This is a genomic window from Sphingomonas sp. UV9, from assembly GCF_004101245.1.
In the GTDB taxonomy this organism is placed as follows: domain Bacteria; phylum Pseudomonadota; class Alphaproteobacteria; order Sphingomonadales; family Sphingomonadaceae; genus Sphingomonas.
The window spans coordinates 206,756-222,682 of the sequence record NZ_SCIN01000004.1 but is presented as its reverse complement, the minus strand read 5'-3'; the positions used below and the strand labels follow the sequence as shown (position 1 = coordinate 222,682).

Annotated in this window: 17 protein-coding genes; 5 read left to right on the top strand and 12 right to left on the bottom strand. The window is 55.8% G+C overall.

Annotation, left to right across the window (positions count from 1 at the left end):
• Positions 1 to 427: 427 nt before the first annotated feature.
• On the top strand, positions 428 to 1,327 hold the full coding sequence (locus EQZ23_RS18060; RefSeq protein ID WP_164913493.1) for a phosphatase PAP2 family protein: 900 nt from the start codon (positions 428 to 430) through the stop codon (positions 1,325 to 1,327).
• 283 nt (positions 1,328 to 1,610) lie between these two features.
• Here the strand turns inward: EQZ23_RS18060 and EQZ23_RS18055 are convergent, their stop codons facing one another.
• On the bottom strand, positions 1,611 to 1,814 hold the full coding sequence (locus tag EQZ23_RS18055) for a hypothetical protein (RefSeq protein WP_128455836.1): 204 nt from the start codon (positions 1,812 to 1,814) through the stop codon (positions 1,611 to 1,613).
• Positions 1,815 to 2,017: 203 nt separating this feature from the next.
• Positions 2,018 to 2,227 (bottom strand): hypothetical protein, encoded by a 210-nt coding sequence (locus EQZ23_RS18050; RefSeq protein WP_128455835.1) that lies wholly within the window; start codon positions 2,225 to 2,227, stop codon positions 2,018 to 2,020.
• A gap of 498 nt (positions 2,228 to 2,725) precedes the next feature.
• Here EQZ23_RS18050 and ftsZ point away from each other — a divergent pair, with 498 nt between their 5' ends.
• The 3 genes from ftsZ to EQZ23_RS18035 are packed head-to-tail and all read left to right on the top strand — an operon-like array spanning position 2,726 to position 6,674.
• On the top strand, positions 2,726 to 4,267 hold the full coding sequence (gene ftsZ / locus EQZ23_RS18045) for a cell division protein FtsZ (RefSeq protein WP_128455834.1): 1,542 nt from the start codon (positions 2,726 to 2,728) through the stop codon (positions 4,265 to 4,267).
• Between the two features lie 39 nt (positions 4,268 to 4,306).
• Complete coding sequence (locus EQZ23_RS18040; protein WP_128455833.1) at positions 4,307 to 5,593, top strand: DNA cytosine methyltransferase; 1,287 nt, start codon at positions 4,307 to 4,309, stop codon at positions 5,591 to 5,593.
• Entirely contained in the window at positions 5,586 to 6,674 is a 1,089-nt protein-coding gene (locus tag EQZ23_RS18035) for an ApaLI family restriction endonuclease (protein WP_128455832.1), read from the top strand. Before EQZ23_RS18040 ends, EQZ23_RS18035 begins: the two co-directional genes overlap by 8 nt.
• Positions 6,675 to 7,019: 345 nt before the next feature.
• On the opposite strand, the gene EQZ23_RS18030 is transcribed toward EQZ23_RS18035, so the two are convergent.
• The 5 genes from EQZ23_RS18030 to EQZ23_RS18010 form a co-directional block, all read right to left on the bottom strand.
• Positions 7,020 to 7,232: a hypothetical protein gene (locus tag EQZ23_RS18030; protein WP_128455831.1), complete on the bottom strand. Its 213-nt coding sequence runs from the start codon at positions 7,230 to 7,232 to the stop codon at positions 7,020 to 7,022.
• 719 nt (positions 7,233 to 7,951) lie between these two features.
• The gene (locus tag EQZ23_RS18025; protein ID WP_128455830.1) at positions 7,952 to 8,710 is read right to left on the bottom strand and encodes an NYN domain-containing protein; all 759 of its coding nucleotides are present in this window, start codon (positions 8,708 to 8,710) and stop codon (positions 7,952 to 7,954) included.
• Positions 8,711 to 8,823: 113 nt separating this feature from the next.
• Positions 8,824 to 9,258 (bottom strand): hypothetical protein, encoded by a 435-nt coding sequence (locus tag EQZ23_RS18020; RefSeq protein WP_128455829.1) that lies wholly within the window; start codon positions 9,256 to 9,258, stop codon positions 8,824 to 8,826.
• A 112-nt stretch (positions 9,259 to 9,370) separates the two neighbouring features.
• Complete coding sequence (locus EQZ23_RS18015; protein ID WP_164913492.1) at positions 9,371 to 10,528, bottom strand: site-specific integrase; 1,158 nt, start codon at positions 10,526 to 10,528, stop codon at positions 9,371 to 9,373.
• A gap of 202 nt (positions 10,529 to 10,730) precedes the next feature.
• Positions 10,731 to 11,096, bottom strand: coding sequence for a hypothetical protein (locus tag EQZ23_RS18010; RefSeq protein WP_128455827.1), 366 nt, complete (start codon positions 11,094 to 11,096; stop codon positions 10,731 to 10,733).
• Between the two features lie 205 nt (positions 11,097 to 11,301).
• Here EQZ23_RS18010 and EQZ23_RS18005 point away from each other — a divergent pair, with 205 nt between their 5' ends.
• Positions 11,302 to 11,775, top strand: a complete 474-nt coding sequence (locus EQZ23_RS18005) for a LysR family transcriptional regulator (protein WP_128455826.1) — start codon at positions 11,302 to 11,304, stop codon at positions 11,773 to 11,775.
• Between the two features lie 187 nt (positions 11,776 to 11,962).
• Here the strand turns inward: EQZ23_RS18005 and EQZ23_RS18000 are convergent, their stop codons facing one another.
• The 5 genes from EQZ23_RS18000 to EQZ23_RS17980 form a co-directional block, all read right to left on the bottom strand.
• Positions 11,963 to 13,012: an AAA family ATPase gene (locus tag EQZ23_RS18000; protein ID WP_164913491.1), complete on the bottom strand. Its 1,050-nt coding sequence runs from the start codon at positions 13,010 to 13,012 to the stop codon at positions 11,963 to 11,965.
• Between the two features lie 477 nt (positions 13,013 to 13,489).
• Entirely contained in the window at positions 13,490 to 13,837 is a 348-nt protein-coding gene (locus tag EQZ23_RS17995; RefSeq protein ID WP_128455824.1) for a hypothetical protein, read from the bottom strand.
• Positions 13,837 to 14,241 carry a hypothetical protein gene (locus EQZ23_RS17990; protein WP_128455823.1) on the bottom strand — a complete coding sequence of 135 codons (405 nt, stop codon included), beginning with the start codon at positions 14,239 to 14,241 and terminating at the stop codon, positions 13,837 to 13,839. Before EQZ23_RS17990 ends, EQZ23_RS17995 begins: the two co-directional genes overlap by 1 nt.
• An 80-nt stretch (positions 14,242 to 14,321) precedes the next feature.
• Positions 14,322 to 14,735, bottom strand: a complete 414-nt coding sequence (locus tag EQZ23_RS17985; RefSeq protein WP_128455822.1) for a hypothetical protein — start codon at positions 14,733 to 14,735, stop codon at positions 14,322 to 14,324.
• 446 nt (positions 14,736 to 15,181) lie between these two features.
• Complete coding sequence (locus EQZ23_RS17980; RefSeq protein WP_128455821.1) at positions 15,182 to 15,550, bottom strand: hypothetical protein; 369 nt, start codon at positions 15,548 to 15,550, stop codon at positions 15,182 to 15,184.
• Between the last annotated feature and the right edge of the window lie 377 nt (positions 15,551 to 15,927).

Sequence of the window (15,927 nt, the reverse complement as noted above, 5' to 3'; positions counted from 1 at the left end):
GTGCCGCTTACAGGACTCGAACCTGTGACCCCCGCATTACGAAGGCTAGTGACGCACCGGGATTAATCCAACGATTACATGCTCTTATGTGCCAATACCCTGTACCTCGGCGGCGGCACCCACCCGCTTCCCAGTTTGGCATGAGACCGCCAACCGGACACTTCCTAGCGAAAGCGCTTTGGCTTGGGAAAACCGAAAAAGCCCACCTGCGCTATACCTACGGACTCGATCGACCGCCGACAGACTGCGCGGCCGTTCGGCGCACGGTTACCGGAAAATTTACAAAGCTATGTGCAAATGGGGCATGACTACCATACCGTACGTCGGTGAGCTCCGGTGGCTTTCATCCCAGCGTCCAAAAAGTCGCGAGATCATCCGATCGGTAGGTGCGCCCTCCCCGGCGCCGGCGTGGCGGATAGTCGGCCTGATGGCCTTCCTAGTCGTGATAACCGGACACATGTTGAGGTTCACCTTCAACACGGATGCAATAACGTTCACAGCAACTGCTCTGGGCGGCGCTGTCCTTCTCGCTCGAGTCGCGCTTGCGGTGGGAATGCGAATCATCGCAACGTTTGTCGAGTCGTGCGCCCTCCTTCTTGCAGCGAGTATTTGTGCTGTAAGTTTGACCGTCCTGGTCTCAACGTTAGGCCTGCCCTACGCCGATCCAGCAATGGCCGCGGTCGACAACGTGCTGCTGCCTTTTTCTTGGCGCCAAATGGTGGAAGCGCTAGGACCACGTCACGACTTAGTAACCGTTATGTGCGCAATCTATCAGTCACTGAACTGGCAACCGTTCGTTCTGATGGCAGCATTAGCAATCAAAGCAGACGAGCTAACGGTGTGGCGGTTCGCGCACGCATGGTGCTTGGCGTTAGCTCTTTCAGTAGCTATATTTGCAATCGCACCATCGGTGACGGCGTACGTCCATTACGGGATCAATCCTTCCGCGATGCCCGCACTAACCGTAAACGCGGGATGGCGTCCGGCCGAGGTACTTCATGCAATTCGTGATGGCTCACTTCGAGAGGTAACGACGTTCGGAGTTCCGGGATTAATCACGTTTCCCAGCTTTCATGCAGCTGGCGCGATGTTACTAGCATGGGGGTTTTCTAAAATTCGCCCATTTGGGCTCATCTTCGTTTCACTGAATGTAGCAATGCTGCCATGTATTCCAGCGATTGGTAGCCACTATTTCGTGGATGTGATTGGAGGCATTATAGTCGCTGGCACTTCACTACTAGCAAGCTCTACGAAACGGGCAAGCTCTGTTAGGGAAAGTGCGAGCGGCAAAATGATAAATTGCGGACCTGCTGGAGCAAGTTTATAGAATCTGTGCGACAACGCTTGATCGGGATGCACCGAGCGAGACCGAGCGACAGACACCTGCGTGAAGAGCGATAGGAAGCTGCTCAGCGTGAGCGACCGGCGCGAGTAGCTTCATTGCACGTACTTCTAACCGCCGAGGCGCGTCTAAAAATTCGACGAACCCTTGGCCTTCGAAACTCAACGGCGGAACATGCCGGTCCCGCATAGAAATTTGCGCCTGGCTCGACGCGCTGGACGTAAGGGCGATCCGCATCGCGCATGCGTTTGGCGACTGCTGCCTGCATCTACAGGCGCGGGAGGCCATCAATCAATGCCGACAACGCGTCGTCCTGAAAGGTATGCGGTCGAACGTGCCGATCAGGTAGCGACAGACGCAGTCCGCGGCGCTCGGGTCGCTTCATGGCTTGGACCTTCTTGGCCAGCGTCAGCAACGAACCTTCGAACAGCAATTCAGTCGACTGATCGTCGGTTTGACCGGCGACGGCCATGCGCACCAACGTCGCATGTTCTTTCCACGGAAAGTTTATGATGTTTCCCCTCTCGAAAGTAGTATAACGTAATGCCTGTTGGCACTGATTGATCTCGCTGGCCCCGTCCAAGCTATGAACAGTTAGACGTCCGCCAGTACCTTCATCACCGTTATCAGACTTGTCGTCATCGTGACGCGATTATTTCGGCGGCGGTGGTAGCGTCACAAGCCCGAGATTGCCCAACTGACCACGTCCTCGCGGCTGTCGCTCGCCCAGAGTGACATATGGGGAATGTTTCCAAATGCGACCTCGCGCCCAAATGCTAATGCCTTGCCGCGATGAGCCTTCCAATTGCCATGCTTAGCATCGCAACTTTCGATGAAAAGAATTTTTACCCCAGCCTTGAAATGATCGAGATTTCCAAAAGTCATCAAGAAGCGGGGCCGAATCGCTTCGATAAATAGTTCGTGTACTGGGGCACACAACTCGACTGCGCTCCCGTACCCCGGATGCGTTGCCAACCCTGTTGACCGGGTGAAGGCGAGATTGGGCGATGGCGTTGCTCTCGTATCCACACCCATAGCTTTGCAGACCAAGCCGATTCATCCTGCAACGACAATTTATAGGCAGGGATCAAGCGCTTCGTTACCCTGGGCGCCCAGCGCCAACTCCTTGCTTTGCGATGGCGAACGAAGCTGCTCCACCTGACCATCCATTAGGCCTACGCTCCGTTCGGCCGCCATCAAGCGCCATATCACGAGCGTGATTGTGCGGGACGAAACCTGCCCTAGAGGCTCGACGTTACCGAGCATCGGAATACAGTTAACATGCCGACTTAAAGCGCGATATCGGTTAGAGCGATATGATCACGGCCGTTGCGGAATGTTAATTTGCAGCTGCTGGAGCATCAAATTTTGCGGAGCTGCGCGATGAGTATCGAGTTTCTTAGCCCAGAGATGGACGATCTGGCTCCTCGCATTGCGGTGATTGGGGTTGGTGGTGCTGGGGGCAACGCGATCGCCAACATGATGCGGGCCGACGTACAGGGCGTCGATTTCCTCGTGGCAAACACCGACGCGCAGGCGTTAAAGCAGTCGACCGCGCCGCAGCGCATTCAGCTAGGCACCAAAATAACTCAGGGCCTTGGTGCCGGTTCGCGTCCAGAGATCGGTCGCGCCGCGGCTGAAGAGACGATCGACCAACTCGCAAAGCTGCTCGAAGGCGCACACATGTGCTTCATCACCGCCGGCATGGGCGGCGGCACGGGTACGGGTGCAGCGCCGGTCATCGCCAAAGCAGCACGCGACATGGGTATCCTGACCGTAGGCGTCGTGACGAAGCCATTCGCATTTGAGGGCAATCGTCGCGCGAAGAGTGCTGAAAGCGGCATCGAGGAGCTGCAGAAGCATGTCGATACGCTGATCGTCATACCGAACCAGAACCTGTTCCTCATCGCCGACGCGAACACGACCTTCAAGGAAGCGTTCACGATGGCGGACGAGGTGCTCCAGCAGGGCGTTCGCAGCATCACCGACCTGATGGTGATGCCGGGCCTCATCAACCTCGATTTCGCCGACGTCCGTTCGGTGATGCAGGAGATGGGCATGGCGATGATGGGCACGGGCGAGGCCAGCGGCGACAACCGCGCGCTCGAGGCTGCACAAAAGGCGATCTCGAACCCGCTGCTCGAGGGCGTCAGCATGCGCGGCGCGAAGGGCGTCATAATCTCGATCACCGGCGGCGACGACATGCGCCTGCTCGAAGTCGACGAAGCTGCGAATCACATCCGCGACCTGGTCGATCCCGATGCGAACATCATCTGGGGTTCGGCGTTCAACCAGGAGCTCGAAGGCAAGATCCGCGTCTCGGTCGTCGCGACCGGTATCGACGCCGACGCGCGTCCGCCCGAGGCACCCGAGCCACCCCGCTCGTTCAGCTTCGGATCACGCAAGACCGACGAGAACAAGTCGTTCCGTCCGAGCGAACCTGTCGCTACGCCTGCTGCATCGTCCGCTGAGGATGAGCCGCTCGTCCTGAACGCATCGTCGGAAGTAGAGCCGTTGTCGTCCAAGTCGAATGACGAACTCGTGCTTAGTACCGAGACGATCGTGCCGCAGGCAAGCCCCGCTCCCATCGTTCCGGCGCAGCGCACTTATGGGGACGAGCCTTACGGCCGCGGCCCGATCGCGCGTCCGGCGCCTGCATCCTCCGTGCCACCGGCTCGCGCACCCGTTGCGACTGCAATTCCGGTACCGACGCCGGCTGCCGACGAAGGCGGCGCGCGTCGCCACTGGCTCGCTCCAGGTGCCGAGGCTGCACCCGAGGGAGTTCCGGCCGCGCCGCGCGTAAAGCTCGGCGGCACGCTGTTCGAACGCATGTCGAATGCAGCGCGTGGCGGTACAAAGGAAGACGGCGTAGACGGAGTGGATTTGCCTGTTCCGCGGTTTCTCCATCGCTCCATCGACGAATAGTTCCTTTTTGATTATTTACCGCCACTAGGGTTTGCGTGAATGGATAAGGTAGTTTCCCTGTTTTCAGGTGCGGGCGGTTTATCGCTCGGTTTCAAGAACGGAGGAGTCCAACCGGATTTTGCCGCCGATATGAACGTTGACGCGTGCCAGACATACGCGGCCAATCTTAATCACCCGTCTCACGTTCTTGATCTCGGTAGCGAAGACAGCACTGCTATTAAGAAGCTACTTCTACCGTTTAAAAATTGTCTGGCAGTGATTGGCGGCCCACCCTGCCAAGGTTTCAGCACCGCAGGCCGGCGAAACAGTAATGATCCACGCAACCGGCTTGTTTTCAATTACCTTCAAATCGTAGACTACTTGAATCCGCGCTGGTTCATCTTTGAGAACGTAGAAGGTTTGCTTACGTCCGGGGATGGCGAAAGTCTTCAGAGCCTACTTGATGCCTTTATAACACGTGGTTATGCGGTCAGGGTAGAGAAGATAAACTTCGCAAGTTATGGGCTTCCACAGTCCCGCAAGCGGGTTCTAATCATGGGCAATCGAGTTGGCGCTCATTTCCATTTTCCCGCCCAGACCCATTCTTACGTGTCGGGCAAGCACAACAACCGATCACTGCTACCATATGGACCATCTATAAATGATGCTATCCTCGATCTACCCGAACCAGGTCGACTTGATGAGCGCCTATCACATACCCAGCAAACGCAAAATGCTTATGCCGAGCAGATGCGTGCCGGATCCGTCGCGGTCACACATCATTTTACGAAAATCAGTCAAGCGGACGCCACAAAGTTTGCCCTATTGTCGGCGGGGCAAACGATGCGAGACTTGCCAGAGTCGGAATGGCACGCAAGTTATCGGTTGCGCGCTTTCCGCCGTGTCGCCGATGGCACACCGACCGAACGTAGGGGTGGCGCACCAGCCGGAATTCGTAAGCTTGTTGGCGAAAATGCAAGTCCGACTATCACTGGAGCGGCATCTCGCGAATTTATACATCCGACTGCCCCACGCCCGCTTACCATTCGTGAGACCGCGCGGCTGCAGAGCTTCCCAGACGCCTTTCAATTTATTGGCACCGCACGTTCCAAATCGGTCCAGATTGGAAACGCTATCCCCCCCTTGGCAGCAGAGGTTTTAGCTCGCACGCTTGTTCGCCTTGATGGTCAAGCAGGCGCCGACACGGGCAATTACTGGACTACCCCTGGCTTGCTAGGTTACCATCTGACTGATGCGAGCGGTCAAAGTCCAGCACTTCAAAAGACTGAGACGCGCTTAAAGGCGCTACCTTCGGCAACCATAACGAGATCCAAACAATATGGCTAAATCGCGTGATGGGCGGCTGACCCTTGAACAATCTTCCAGCCTAACCCAGCTACGGACAATGGGAATGGCGACAGCTATTCCTGTCCGCCTTGATGATACTGAGCTAGTAAAGCTGGCGTCAGTCATACTTCGCGATATTGGCTTCGATGAGTCCATCCTACCCATCACTGTTCCGGACGACTATACTAGCTATTACAATCTATCGCTGGATTGGTTTTCAGAGGCTGGAACCGAAGATTTTGTCCCTGTATACTTGTTTTGCCTTAACAATGTAACAGACTTCTCGACGTACTTTAAATGCCTAGTTCAAATACACAAACGGCGTCGAAAGTTTTCTCTTATCCTCACCAAGCAGCCGCTGCCCAAAATGATTCAGGTTGCACCCAGAGCATTGTTAGAGTTCGGTATCTTGAACTCCAATGCGCTTGCATCCTGGATGATTTGGAGGAAGTGGTTCTATGATATCGACAACCGATCCGCACAAGAAACTGGTTATTTGTTTGAACCGATTTTGGCCAGCGTTCTGGGGGGCTGTTCTTACGGGTCAAGAAATTCACCGGTCCGACGCCGGAACGATCGAAGCAAAGGCAGGCAGGTTGATTGCGTAGTCGACGACTTAGCTTATGAATTCAAACTGCGAGTAACGATTGCCGCAAGTGGACAAGGCAGATTTGGTGAGGAACTTGATTTCGCAGAGGACTGCCAAGCCTCCGGGTACAAGCCGGTTTTGCTCGTTCTAGACCCAACGACAAGCCATCGACTTACGGACTTGTCCGCCGCGTTTGCCGATGTCGGAGGTGAGGCATATATTGGTGATGACGCGTGGGCATACTTAGAAGACCAAGCTGGCCCAACCATGGCGACATTCGTAGAAAAGTACGTTCGGACACCTATTGCTGAGGTAGATCAGTTCTCATCTGAGCTATTGAACTTAAAAATTGAGAGGACGGAAGAGGCGCCTGAGTTCAAGCTGACTCTCTTTGACAAATCGTGTCATCATACGCTCCCTATACATCGTAGCGAAGATCAATCGTTGAGTAGTGACGACGATCAAATCGCGGCTGACGCACCTTCGCCGTAAACACCACAGTGCTGATGTTGTATAAGCTGACATCGGTGCCGGGTATGTATTATGTCAGCGCAACCTAGTCACCGTATAGGACGACGTCCTATCTTTGTATTCCAAAAAACTCGATTACCGGTATTCAATAGATTGCTGTCTCGGTAAGAGCACGCCTGGCAGGAGAACCGCAAAATAGCGTCGTCGGATCAAACCTCGTTTGAACTACTATGCAATAGGGTTCCGGCCATTGCTGTCGCGCATCCGCCCTCAACCGCTCCTGAGGCACCGTGAGCGCGACGAGAGCCCAGCCCGGAGCCTGCTCGATCAGGTCCGCGATACGTTCAGCGGTTATCACGCTCGCCATCAACTGAACGTCATCGCATGGGGCGACAAGCCGCGCTTAGCGAACTCCGCCTCGATCGGCGCCAGCAAGCTTTCGGGACCGTCCTCCATGCATTGAAAGTAGACCGTCTGCATTTCGGCAGGACGCAATTCTGGCAAGATTTCCGCGATCAGATGGTGCGTCTGAGAGAGCGGTTCAGCGTCATTGCGCATCGTCTCGGGTGCGTGTTCCATGCGGACAAACGGGGAACACGATGCGGATTGAGTCAACGTGCTAACGGTTGCTACCGATATCGAGCGCGGTCGTCAGAAGGGGAAATGGGGAGGCTCTTCAACCTCCCCGGTCCGTTACCGTCCTTCCGCATGTATATGATGCGGAACAGAGCCAATGCGGTTCACGCGATTACACGCGCAGGACGATCTTTTCGAACAACGCTGGACATGCGCCTGTGATTGGAGTCGGCTCCGACCTCCGGTTCATGAGCCGCCATTCTCCAGGGAATGTCCATGACCGAGTAACCAATTGTAAACTTATGACTAAAAGCGGCGACAGGCCCCGTTGGCGACCCTGAAGCTCAGACCTACCAGCAGGCATGGTTGCGATGTCCGGAGCCGAACCGTCCCGTTTTGCAAAGTGCCGCTGTAGCGGCCTCCTGGCTTATCAGAATCGAACAGCAGACCGTCCCGAACACCTCGATGCCCGAGTCAACCATGCTTCAGGCGCCCGATGCGTTAGGAAAGCAAGCTGTATTGCTTCTCTGTATAACAACGCCAGCAAGCGTTCTTCGACCTCCCGGCCGGACTGCTGCTCAGCGTCGCTCCGACGTGCCCGCGGCTAAAGCAAAAGGCCATCGACGTTGCGATGGTCGCACCCGCAGTTTTGCAGCCCGCCCTGATGCACGCCGGTATGACATTAGAACCGGCAGCGCACCGCCTTTGAACCCGTACGTCCTCTATTCCAGCTTACTATCAATCGGCTTTATATAAACTGACAGGTCTCGATGATCTACGTCAAATGCACCCGTACTCTTTATAAGAGGAAGCAATTTATCGTATCCATAGTGGCGATGGTCAAAATCCGTTTTCAGATTTACTATTCGACTTCCAACACTGCCAAGGAAATACCACCCGCCTTGATCATCCATACTATCAAGTGCCGCCTGAATATGCGGCACCGCTGCGCTTGGCGGCTGCCATATAGGACTTACTTTCGATTCATTATTGGCACCGCATTGATCGGTAATGGGTTGATCAAATTCTTTTTTGTCGAAGAAAACCTCGGTGTAGGTGAACTGCTTACAGGCGTTACGAAAACTTTCGGGTGTCTTGGTTTCACCAAACCCATAAACGTCAATACCCTGCTCGCGTATCCGAGAAGCTAGCCGCGTAAAATCGCTGTCGGAGGAAACCAAGCAGAAAGCGTCGAACCGGCTACTGTGAAGCAAATCCATAGCATCGATAACTAACGCGATATCTGACGCATTTTTATGAGTGGTATGAGCAAAATTTTGTTGAACAATTATTGCATGCTTCGACAATACAGCTACCCAACCCTTTAAGTTTGGGCCAGAAAAATCTCCATAGACTCGCCTTACACTGGCATCACCTATCGCGGCAATTTCTTCAAACAGGCGATCTGCAATGCGAGACGACGCGTTATCGGCATCGATCAAGACAGCTAGGCGCGGACGTCGTTCAGAATCATGAATCATACTTTGATTATATGAGTGCAAGACGGCTTTTGAAACGTAAAACCATCCTTTTCGACGCTAATCAACAGATCGACCCGAACACCTCGAATGGAATGTTCGGGCCATCCTGCGAATTAATCGATCAGGTAATACAGTCCATCTCCGCCTTGCTTCCAAAGAAGGCTTGTTCGGCCGCCGTCCGTCATATGCCGAAGCGTCATTCCGGCGTGCTGACGATTGAATCCGAGCTTATCAACAATACCCGTGATGCGGTATCCCTCGTGGATGCCTTCAAGGAGACAGGCCACTATCACGTTGGCCACGACCTCGGCCTTGCTCAGCGTCGAACGACACGCTTCGACCATCTCACGCAGTCCAGTGAAGAACGCATTAAACGAGGCCGTTGAACGATCACTTGCGGCTGGTTGCACCTCGATCTTTGCGAGTTCAACTGCGGACGGCGGTACCAGCGCACTTTGCACCGGCGGCAGGATTGGCGAGGCGCAGGGAGCAGCGCTCGCCGGAATGGTGAAATTGGCGGTAGAAGACGCCTTGGGTGTATCGGACATGTCTAGGGATCACTTTTCGTAGAGGCCTCCCGTTCGAGGGAAGCCGTTTAAAATTTAGGAGTTTCCCGACCCACATCCAGCAAAACGCCAGCGCATGGATCGGGAAAATTGGTTAGTTCTTCCACCCGGCCTTCGCCGCGCCAGCCTCGACCGCTGCGAGCAGAGTGTCGTTGGCAAGGTGGGAATACCTTTGCGTGGACTGGTAGGAAGCGTGACCGAGCACCTTGCCAACCGCGAACAAATCAACCCCACTATTGATCATGAACGAGGCCGCCGAGTGCCGAAGATCGTGAATACGCAGGTCGTGCAGACCGGCGTCATCCCTGGCCTTCTGCCAAGCGTGCTTGATCGTCGTAAAGGGTTTGAGCGTATCGGGGTTGGGCAAAACATACTGGCACCGACCGACCCGAGGTAGCTGCTCGATAATGCTGACAGCAGCCTGAGACAGCGGCACGTGACGAGACTTGCCCGTCTTGGAGGTCGGGATCAGCCATGCGCGACGTTCAAGATCGACGTGCTGCCATTCAGCGTTGAGCAGTTCAGATACGCGCGCGCCCGTCAGCAGGAGCAAGCCGACAATGGCAGGAAGCAGCGTGTTGCGTGACGTCGCCACCGCCTTCTGCAGCCGCTGCGCCTCCTCGACGCTGAGAAAACGCTCCCGCGCATTGTTGATCGGTGGACGACGGATGCCGACCACGGGGTTCCGCGTAACACTGGGGGTGCCCCAGGTAAGCGCCAAAGAGAACGAGCGCCCGAACGTGACCCTGATTTTCTCGACTGTTGCAGGTGCAAGCCCCTCGCCCGCTTTCTGCGCCAGCCATTGGGCAACGTCTTGCTGCTTGATAGCGGTAAGCCGAACCTTCCCCCAGCGGGGTAAAATGTGAACGCGAACATACATCTCAGTTGTGCTATAACTTCTCTGATATGTTTTCGCATGCGCGAGGTGCTGTTCCGCAAGCTCGGCATATGTTGGCACGGATTTGATATCTTCCTTTACGGCTGCCGGATCTCCTCCAAGAGTGATTGTAGATCTTAATCTCTTCGCTTCCTTTCGAGCTTGGTCAAAGGTAACATCACCGAACACACCGATCTTGTGCTGCCTTTGCCGATCATGCTGATCATTATAGCGCATGTAGTAGGTCTTGCCGCCGGATGATCGCACCTCCAACACAAAGCCTGTAGTTATCGTATCGTAGTATGTTTCCTTGGCTTTGCCCTCTGGACAGCGCGCGACGAGGCAAAACGTGTTATCTAGTTTGACTTTCGGCATATTGAGATCCTTGGATTCGAGAAATGGACGCACGCCGACGGCTGCCCCCGACAGGGGCATTTTGCAGCGCGGCGATGTGGGAGTTGCCTGGACGGGCGGATTGGCGCCCGACGGAGCACTGGGAACAGCTGCTGACGACGATGACCCCTCAGACGGCGCGAGCCGCCATCAGCACCACGGCACCGTCGGCCGCTGCGGAATCTCAGCTCGTAAATACCGTGAAGGGCATCACGGAAAGACGATCGGTGAGTTTGTAAGTACCGTTTGGCATGATCGACCAGAGACGATCTGGGACGGTATCGCGGCCCAACTCTTCAAGAACAGCAAGGATGGTGGTTTCCCAGCAACGGGTTGCCCGAGCAACCGCCGGCACGATCTCGTAGCTAGTCGTGAAGCCCATTTCTATTGCCGCGACGATTGCACCCGGTACAACTGGAAGCCCGCCCAACCGACGCTTTCCTGCAGTATAGACGGAAGAGTTCGGGCCACACATAAACTGCAACGCAGCAAGATGGTAAGCCGTGCGCCCACTATCCACAACGCCCTGATTGATTGTCAAAACCCGCACAGTAAATTCCCTTTATTAGATATATTCGAAACGAGACAAGTTCGGATCAGCTGAGTTGCTACACAACCCTTCAGTGCTCGTTCGATGGACACGTAATACAACATTTTACTTGACAATCAATATCGTTGACTTGCCCTTTACTTATCATGCAAAGATTGCATAACTTGCACTCGGCTTTTCCCGCTAGGAAGATGCAGCTTCTGCATTGCAGCTGGCGAAAATTTATTTTAAGCGCGCCTCGAAATCGAACGACAAAATAGCGCGCCTGCCCACCGATTCGGTCGAAGGACGCGAAAGGGATTCGGCGACCATTCACTCAGGCGGGAGAGAAGCCGGCATGTCGAAGGCCCGTATTGGTGGACTCAGGTTAGTCTGGGTGGAGGCGTTCCTGCTGGCCGCTGAACACGAAAGTTACACAGAAGCTGCCAAAGCTATGGGTTGCGATCAGTCGACCGTCAGTCGGTATGTCGACAATCTCGAAAGATGGATGCGCCGGGTCCTAACGACGCATACGTTGCCCTTCGCCCTAACGGAACATGGGCGGCAATTCGTTGTGACAGCCAAAGAGGTTAGCCGGCTCCTGGCCGCCAGCCGAGGCGATACCACGACTGCCGTTCCGAGCACTGTGCGCGTATCCGGCACCGAGATTGATATGTCGTGGTACACGCAGGAGGGCTGAGTTCTAAACCGGGGGATCCGAGGACCCTCACCTTGGCAGCCCCGCTTATCGGTCTTGAGGGCTGGCAGTTGGGTACATCCGGCTGGCAGGCCGGAACGGGGAACGCGGCGGCGGGGGCAACCCGGACCGGAAACCTGGCCGGGGTCAGAAACCTGGAAACGTGAGGGCCTGACCCCGGCCTCGCTCCTTAGTCTGACGCGCAGGTGGCGGCGGCCAACATACTAAACACCTTCCTCCCCCGCTCGCCGACGCTGAAGTCCCATTTATGCGCGTCGGGGTCCTTCCCCGTATACTTGTCGATGATCCCGACGACGGACTGACGGCCAAGGCCCTCTCGGGCACCGACCGCGCGAGCAAGCTCCATCTTCGTTGTGATACCTTCGAGGATCACAGCCTCAATTGCCGCGATGATCACCGCGTCTGACCGAATCGCTACCTGCCTTTGAAGGCCATCCATTGTTGCCGGATCGACCTCCTGAACGGATGCGAGCAGGCCGGCGTACGACGCGTCCGGGTCGGTGGTGAAGGAGTATGCGACGCTTTGAGCGACATTACCCCTTCGCTTCGTGCAGTCGAACTCTACAATCCGTTCCCGACCGTTTCCTGCACCGACCAACTCGTCGATGACATACGCGCAGTCGAAATCCTCCATGATGTCGCTCGTGCCTGCGTAGACAAGCTTTCCGTCGCTACCGCGCTGCTTGTTCGTATGTGCTAATGCCAGGAAGGTGCCACCCTTCATCGTGAACTGCCGGATCAGCTCGCCGAACGCCCTTCCCTCGTTTTTGTCCATTAGAGACATGAACTTCTTCAGTGTATCCGCTACTATGTATATTCCTGCTGCCGCGTCACGTACGATCATCGCTCTCATAGTTTGAGCAAGTGTCTTGGTTTCGAAGCCATTATGCCCCGGAGCGACAATGTTAATGCCATAATCCTCCATGATATGTAGCTTCTCGACCAAGCCGTGGGCGCTATCGTCCGCTGCAATGTAATAAATGTTGGAGGGTTCTATTCCTCCGTTTATCACGGCATCAATCATCAGATGCATCGTAAGCAGGGTCTTGCCCGTGTTTGGCTTAGCATACCAAACCGAAGCCTGACCGGAGAGACATACCTTCCCTAGAAATGGTCGCTGCTCTTCGATCATCCTCTCCAACTCAGCAGCGGTGCCGGTCAGGGTATAGTGCTGGAGAAGATTATGTGGATGATGCTTGGGCTTCGAAACTTCTGGCAAGCCACTGGTTTCTGTATCCGGTAGCGAGTCCGGCTCCTGAGTAACGCTCGTCCCGTGGGCGCGAACCACAGAACTCCTCGACGCGTCTTTATTAAATGTAGTCATGTTGCACCAATCTCAGGCGAATATCGCTCTGATTGATGTGATGGCCGCGATGCGGTGGGTGCGAACAAAAGGCAGTCATTCGATCGGATTGTCGACCCATCACGTGATCGGTCCGAACGAAGTGGCAAGATGGTGCCGCCGCACGATCCCGTCAAGTCGGCAGCCCCTCAGGTTTTCAGGTTTCTGCCCCCCCGTCAGGTTTCCAGCCAGATGGCGCGGATCGGTCGGGCGCCGGAGGGCGAGTAAAAGCGGAGGGCCCCCGACGTGAAACGACATCACGGAGATTCTCAGTCTCGACGTCGAAAGCGCCGGCCCCGGTTGGTATCCGTTTTGCTATGTTCGACAGCGGTAGCGCCGCCAAACGCTGAGATCTTAATTCAAACGGCCCCTCACCCGCTCCGGCGGGTCTAGCCTGAAGCCTCTCTTTCTGGCGGCTTGGGCAGGACCGGTCGATGATGGTGGCGAAGGCGGTCTCACATTGACGCTGTGCCCGGCCCGACAAACCAAAACAACTATCAGCACACCTGTTGCCAGCCAAATCGCTCCAACGGGGTCAGACTGCAATAGGCGAGCGAATAATCCGAACACGAGCAGACCGAAGGTCGCTGCCGGACGAACGAAAATGCCGACGATCAGACCGGCCACGATGAGTATTGAAAGTGCCGCCTGCAGGACGCTCAGCAGAACGCACGCAAGAAGGAATGCGCCAATCATTTTCATCAGATGCCCTCCGGCTGGGTATGTGAACGGCACAAGGCCAGTAGGGCTGGCTCGATCCCGTCAACGTCGGGCACCAGCAGGATCGTGGCAAAGGTCGATCCGTACGTAATGACCATTCGAAACACGCCGCCGCTGAGGGTGAGCAGGTCCCAGGCCGGTTCAAAGCCGGACTGATCGAAACGAATGCCCGTGATCTGATCGACCAACGGTGAGAAGCCCGCTTGCCTAATGATGTCGGCTTCTGTGTCGCCTTGCTGGACGACCAGCACATCGGTTTCGTCGGTAAGGTCGTGGTCGCCTCCAGTCAGAAGAAGCAACTCGGCTACAACGGCGGCACGTACAGGCGGATCTAGGCTCCCCGCGAGAACACGTATGGCGGATGCGGAATCCTCGATTATGATCATGGTCTGGTTCCTTGAAAGGCAAAAAAATAGCGCCAAGGCGGGATGCCTGGACGCTGCGGGTCGATCGGTAGTGAGGTCGTTCAGGCCGTCGTTCGGTGGCTCCGGCACAGGGCAAGGAGACGTGGATCGATGCCCAGCTGGTCAGGGACGAGCAGAATGTGCCCGAAGCCATCATCGGACAGCACGAAGGCCAGTTCGAAGTAGCCAACGCGATGTTCGATCCACTCCCATGACGGGATGAAATTGGGATGGCCGAACGCAATTCCGTCCACGAGGTTGATGTCGACGGCGAACCCGAGAGCCGCCTTTACCTCTGTAAGCCCGTCCCCCGCCTCGACGGCGTGGAAGTGGGCAAGGTCGCCGAGTTCGATGTCCGGTTCGGTGTCGCCTTCCAGCTGCGTTGCGCGGATAGCGAGGAGGTCGCGCAAGCCGGGATCAAGTGAGGTGTTTTGAATGGCAGCCTCTACGGCGGCGCGCGTGGTAAGTGAGAGCATATATCATCTCCTGATTTGGTCATAAAAAAAGGCCCCCGCGAACTGATCGCAGAGGCCGGGGGCGGATTGATAATAGGTGATTGGCCGAAGAAGCTCAGCTTTGCGTGTATTCCAACATCACGCTGCCGCCGTCACTTACATGTGCCCCGTACTCAGCGAAGCCCGTGCCTTGGCTCCATTCCGCACTAGCAATGCATTTAATCTCCTGCCCTGATATGTTGTATTTGGTTTGTATGTTCGAAATCTCAAATATCTCTGGGGCCTTTCCTTTTGACATAGCGACGACCTCTGGGGCTAAGGAATCGCACGACCAAGCATGAGGGTCGATCCCTTTACTTTCTGAGCCTCCGCTTCCTCCACAGGCGGTAAGTGCAACGCACCCGGCCAGGACGATAAGCAGGCGCGATGATTCTATATGATCCATGGCTGTTCCCTTCATGATGATATCAGCGCTTGAAGTGTGCTTCGGCGAAAGCACGGCAGGCAGTACGGGCCTTGATGATGTTTCGGCCGGTCGAGACACGAATGGTCTGTTCGTTGATTGGCTCGATCTCACGACCACGGGCTTTGGCTTCATCGTAGGCACGAGCCGTCACCAGCGATCGACATGCTACCAACAGCGCGTCGGCTTCGGGAACGAACTGATAGCGGGAGTAGCGGACCTCGACGCTGAACCCGTCGGGGGCATCCTTGACGGTGAAGTGGGCGTTCTTGTCGGCGACCTCCGTCAGAGGATGGGACACGTCCGCTGGATGGGTGCAGGCTGCAACTGCTAAGGCTGCGCTCAGGCCGAGCGTCTTCATCTTCATAATCATTGTATTCTCCCGTTGATGTGATGCGGACGCGACAAAGGGCGTCAGGACGCAGGTGCGCTGACGTATGGCTTTGATGCGTTCATTGTACTGCCCCCTAGCGGGGCGACGTGCGGCTCAGACCTTGCGCCACCCCTATGTTCCTCTCGGGGCGACGGCCGAAGCCGGATGTTGGTAACCTGACCGTAGGCGCAGGCGCATGCGCCTTTACCGGTGAAACCAGCTGGACATGCGCGCATGCCACCCGGCCACAGGAATCCTGTCGACCGAGTTACCTACGATTGGGGTTACCACGCCCCACCCCCTGGCTTTCACAGGAGGCAGGACGACCTTGGAAGGGTTGCGTGCGCTTCGCAATAGCCGTTTACGGCGATTACGGC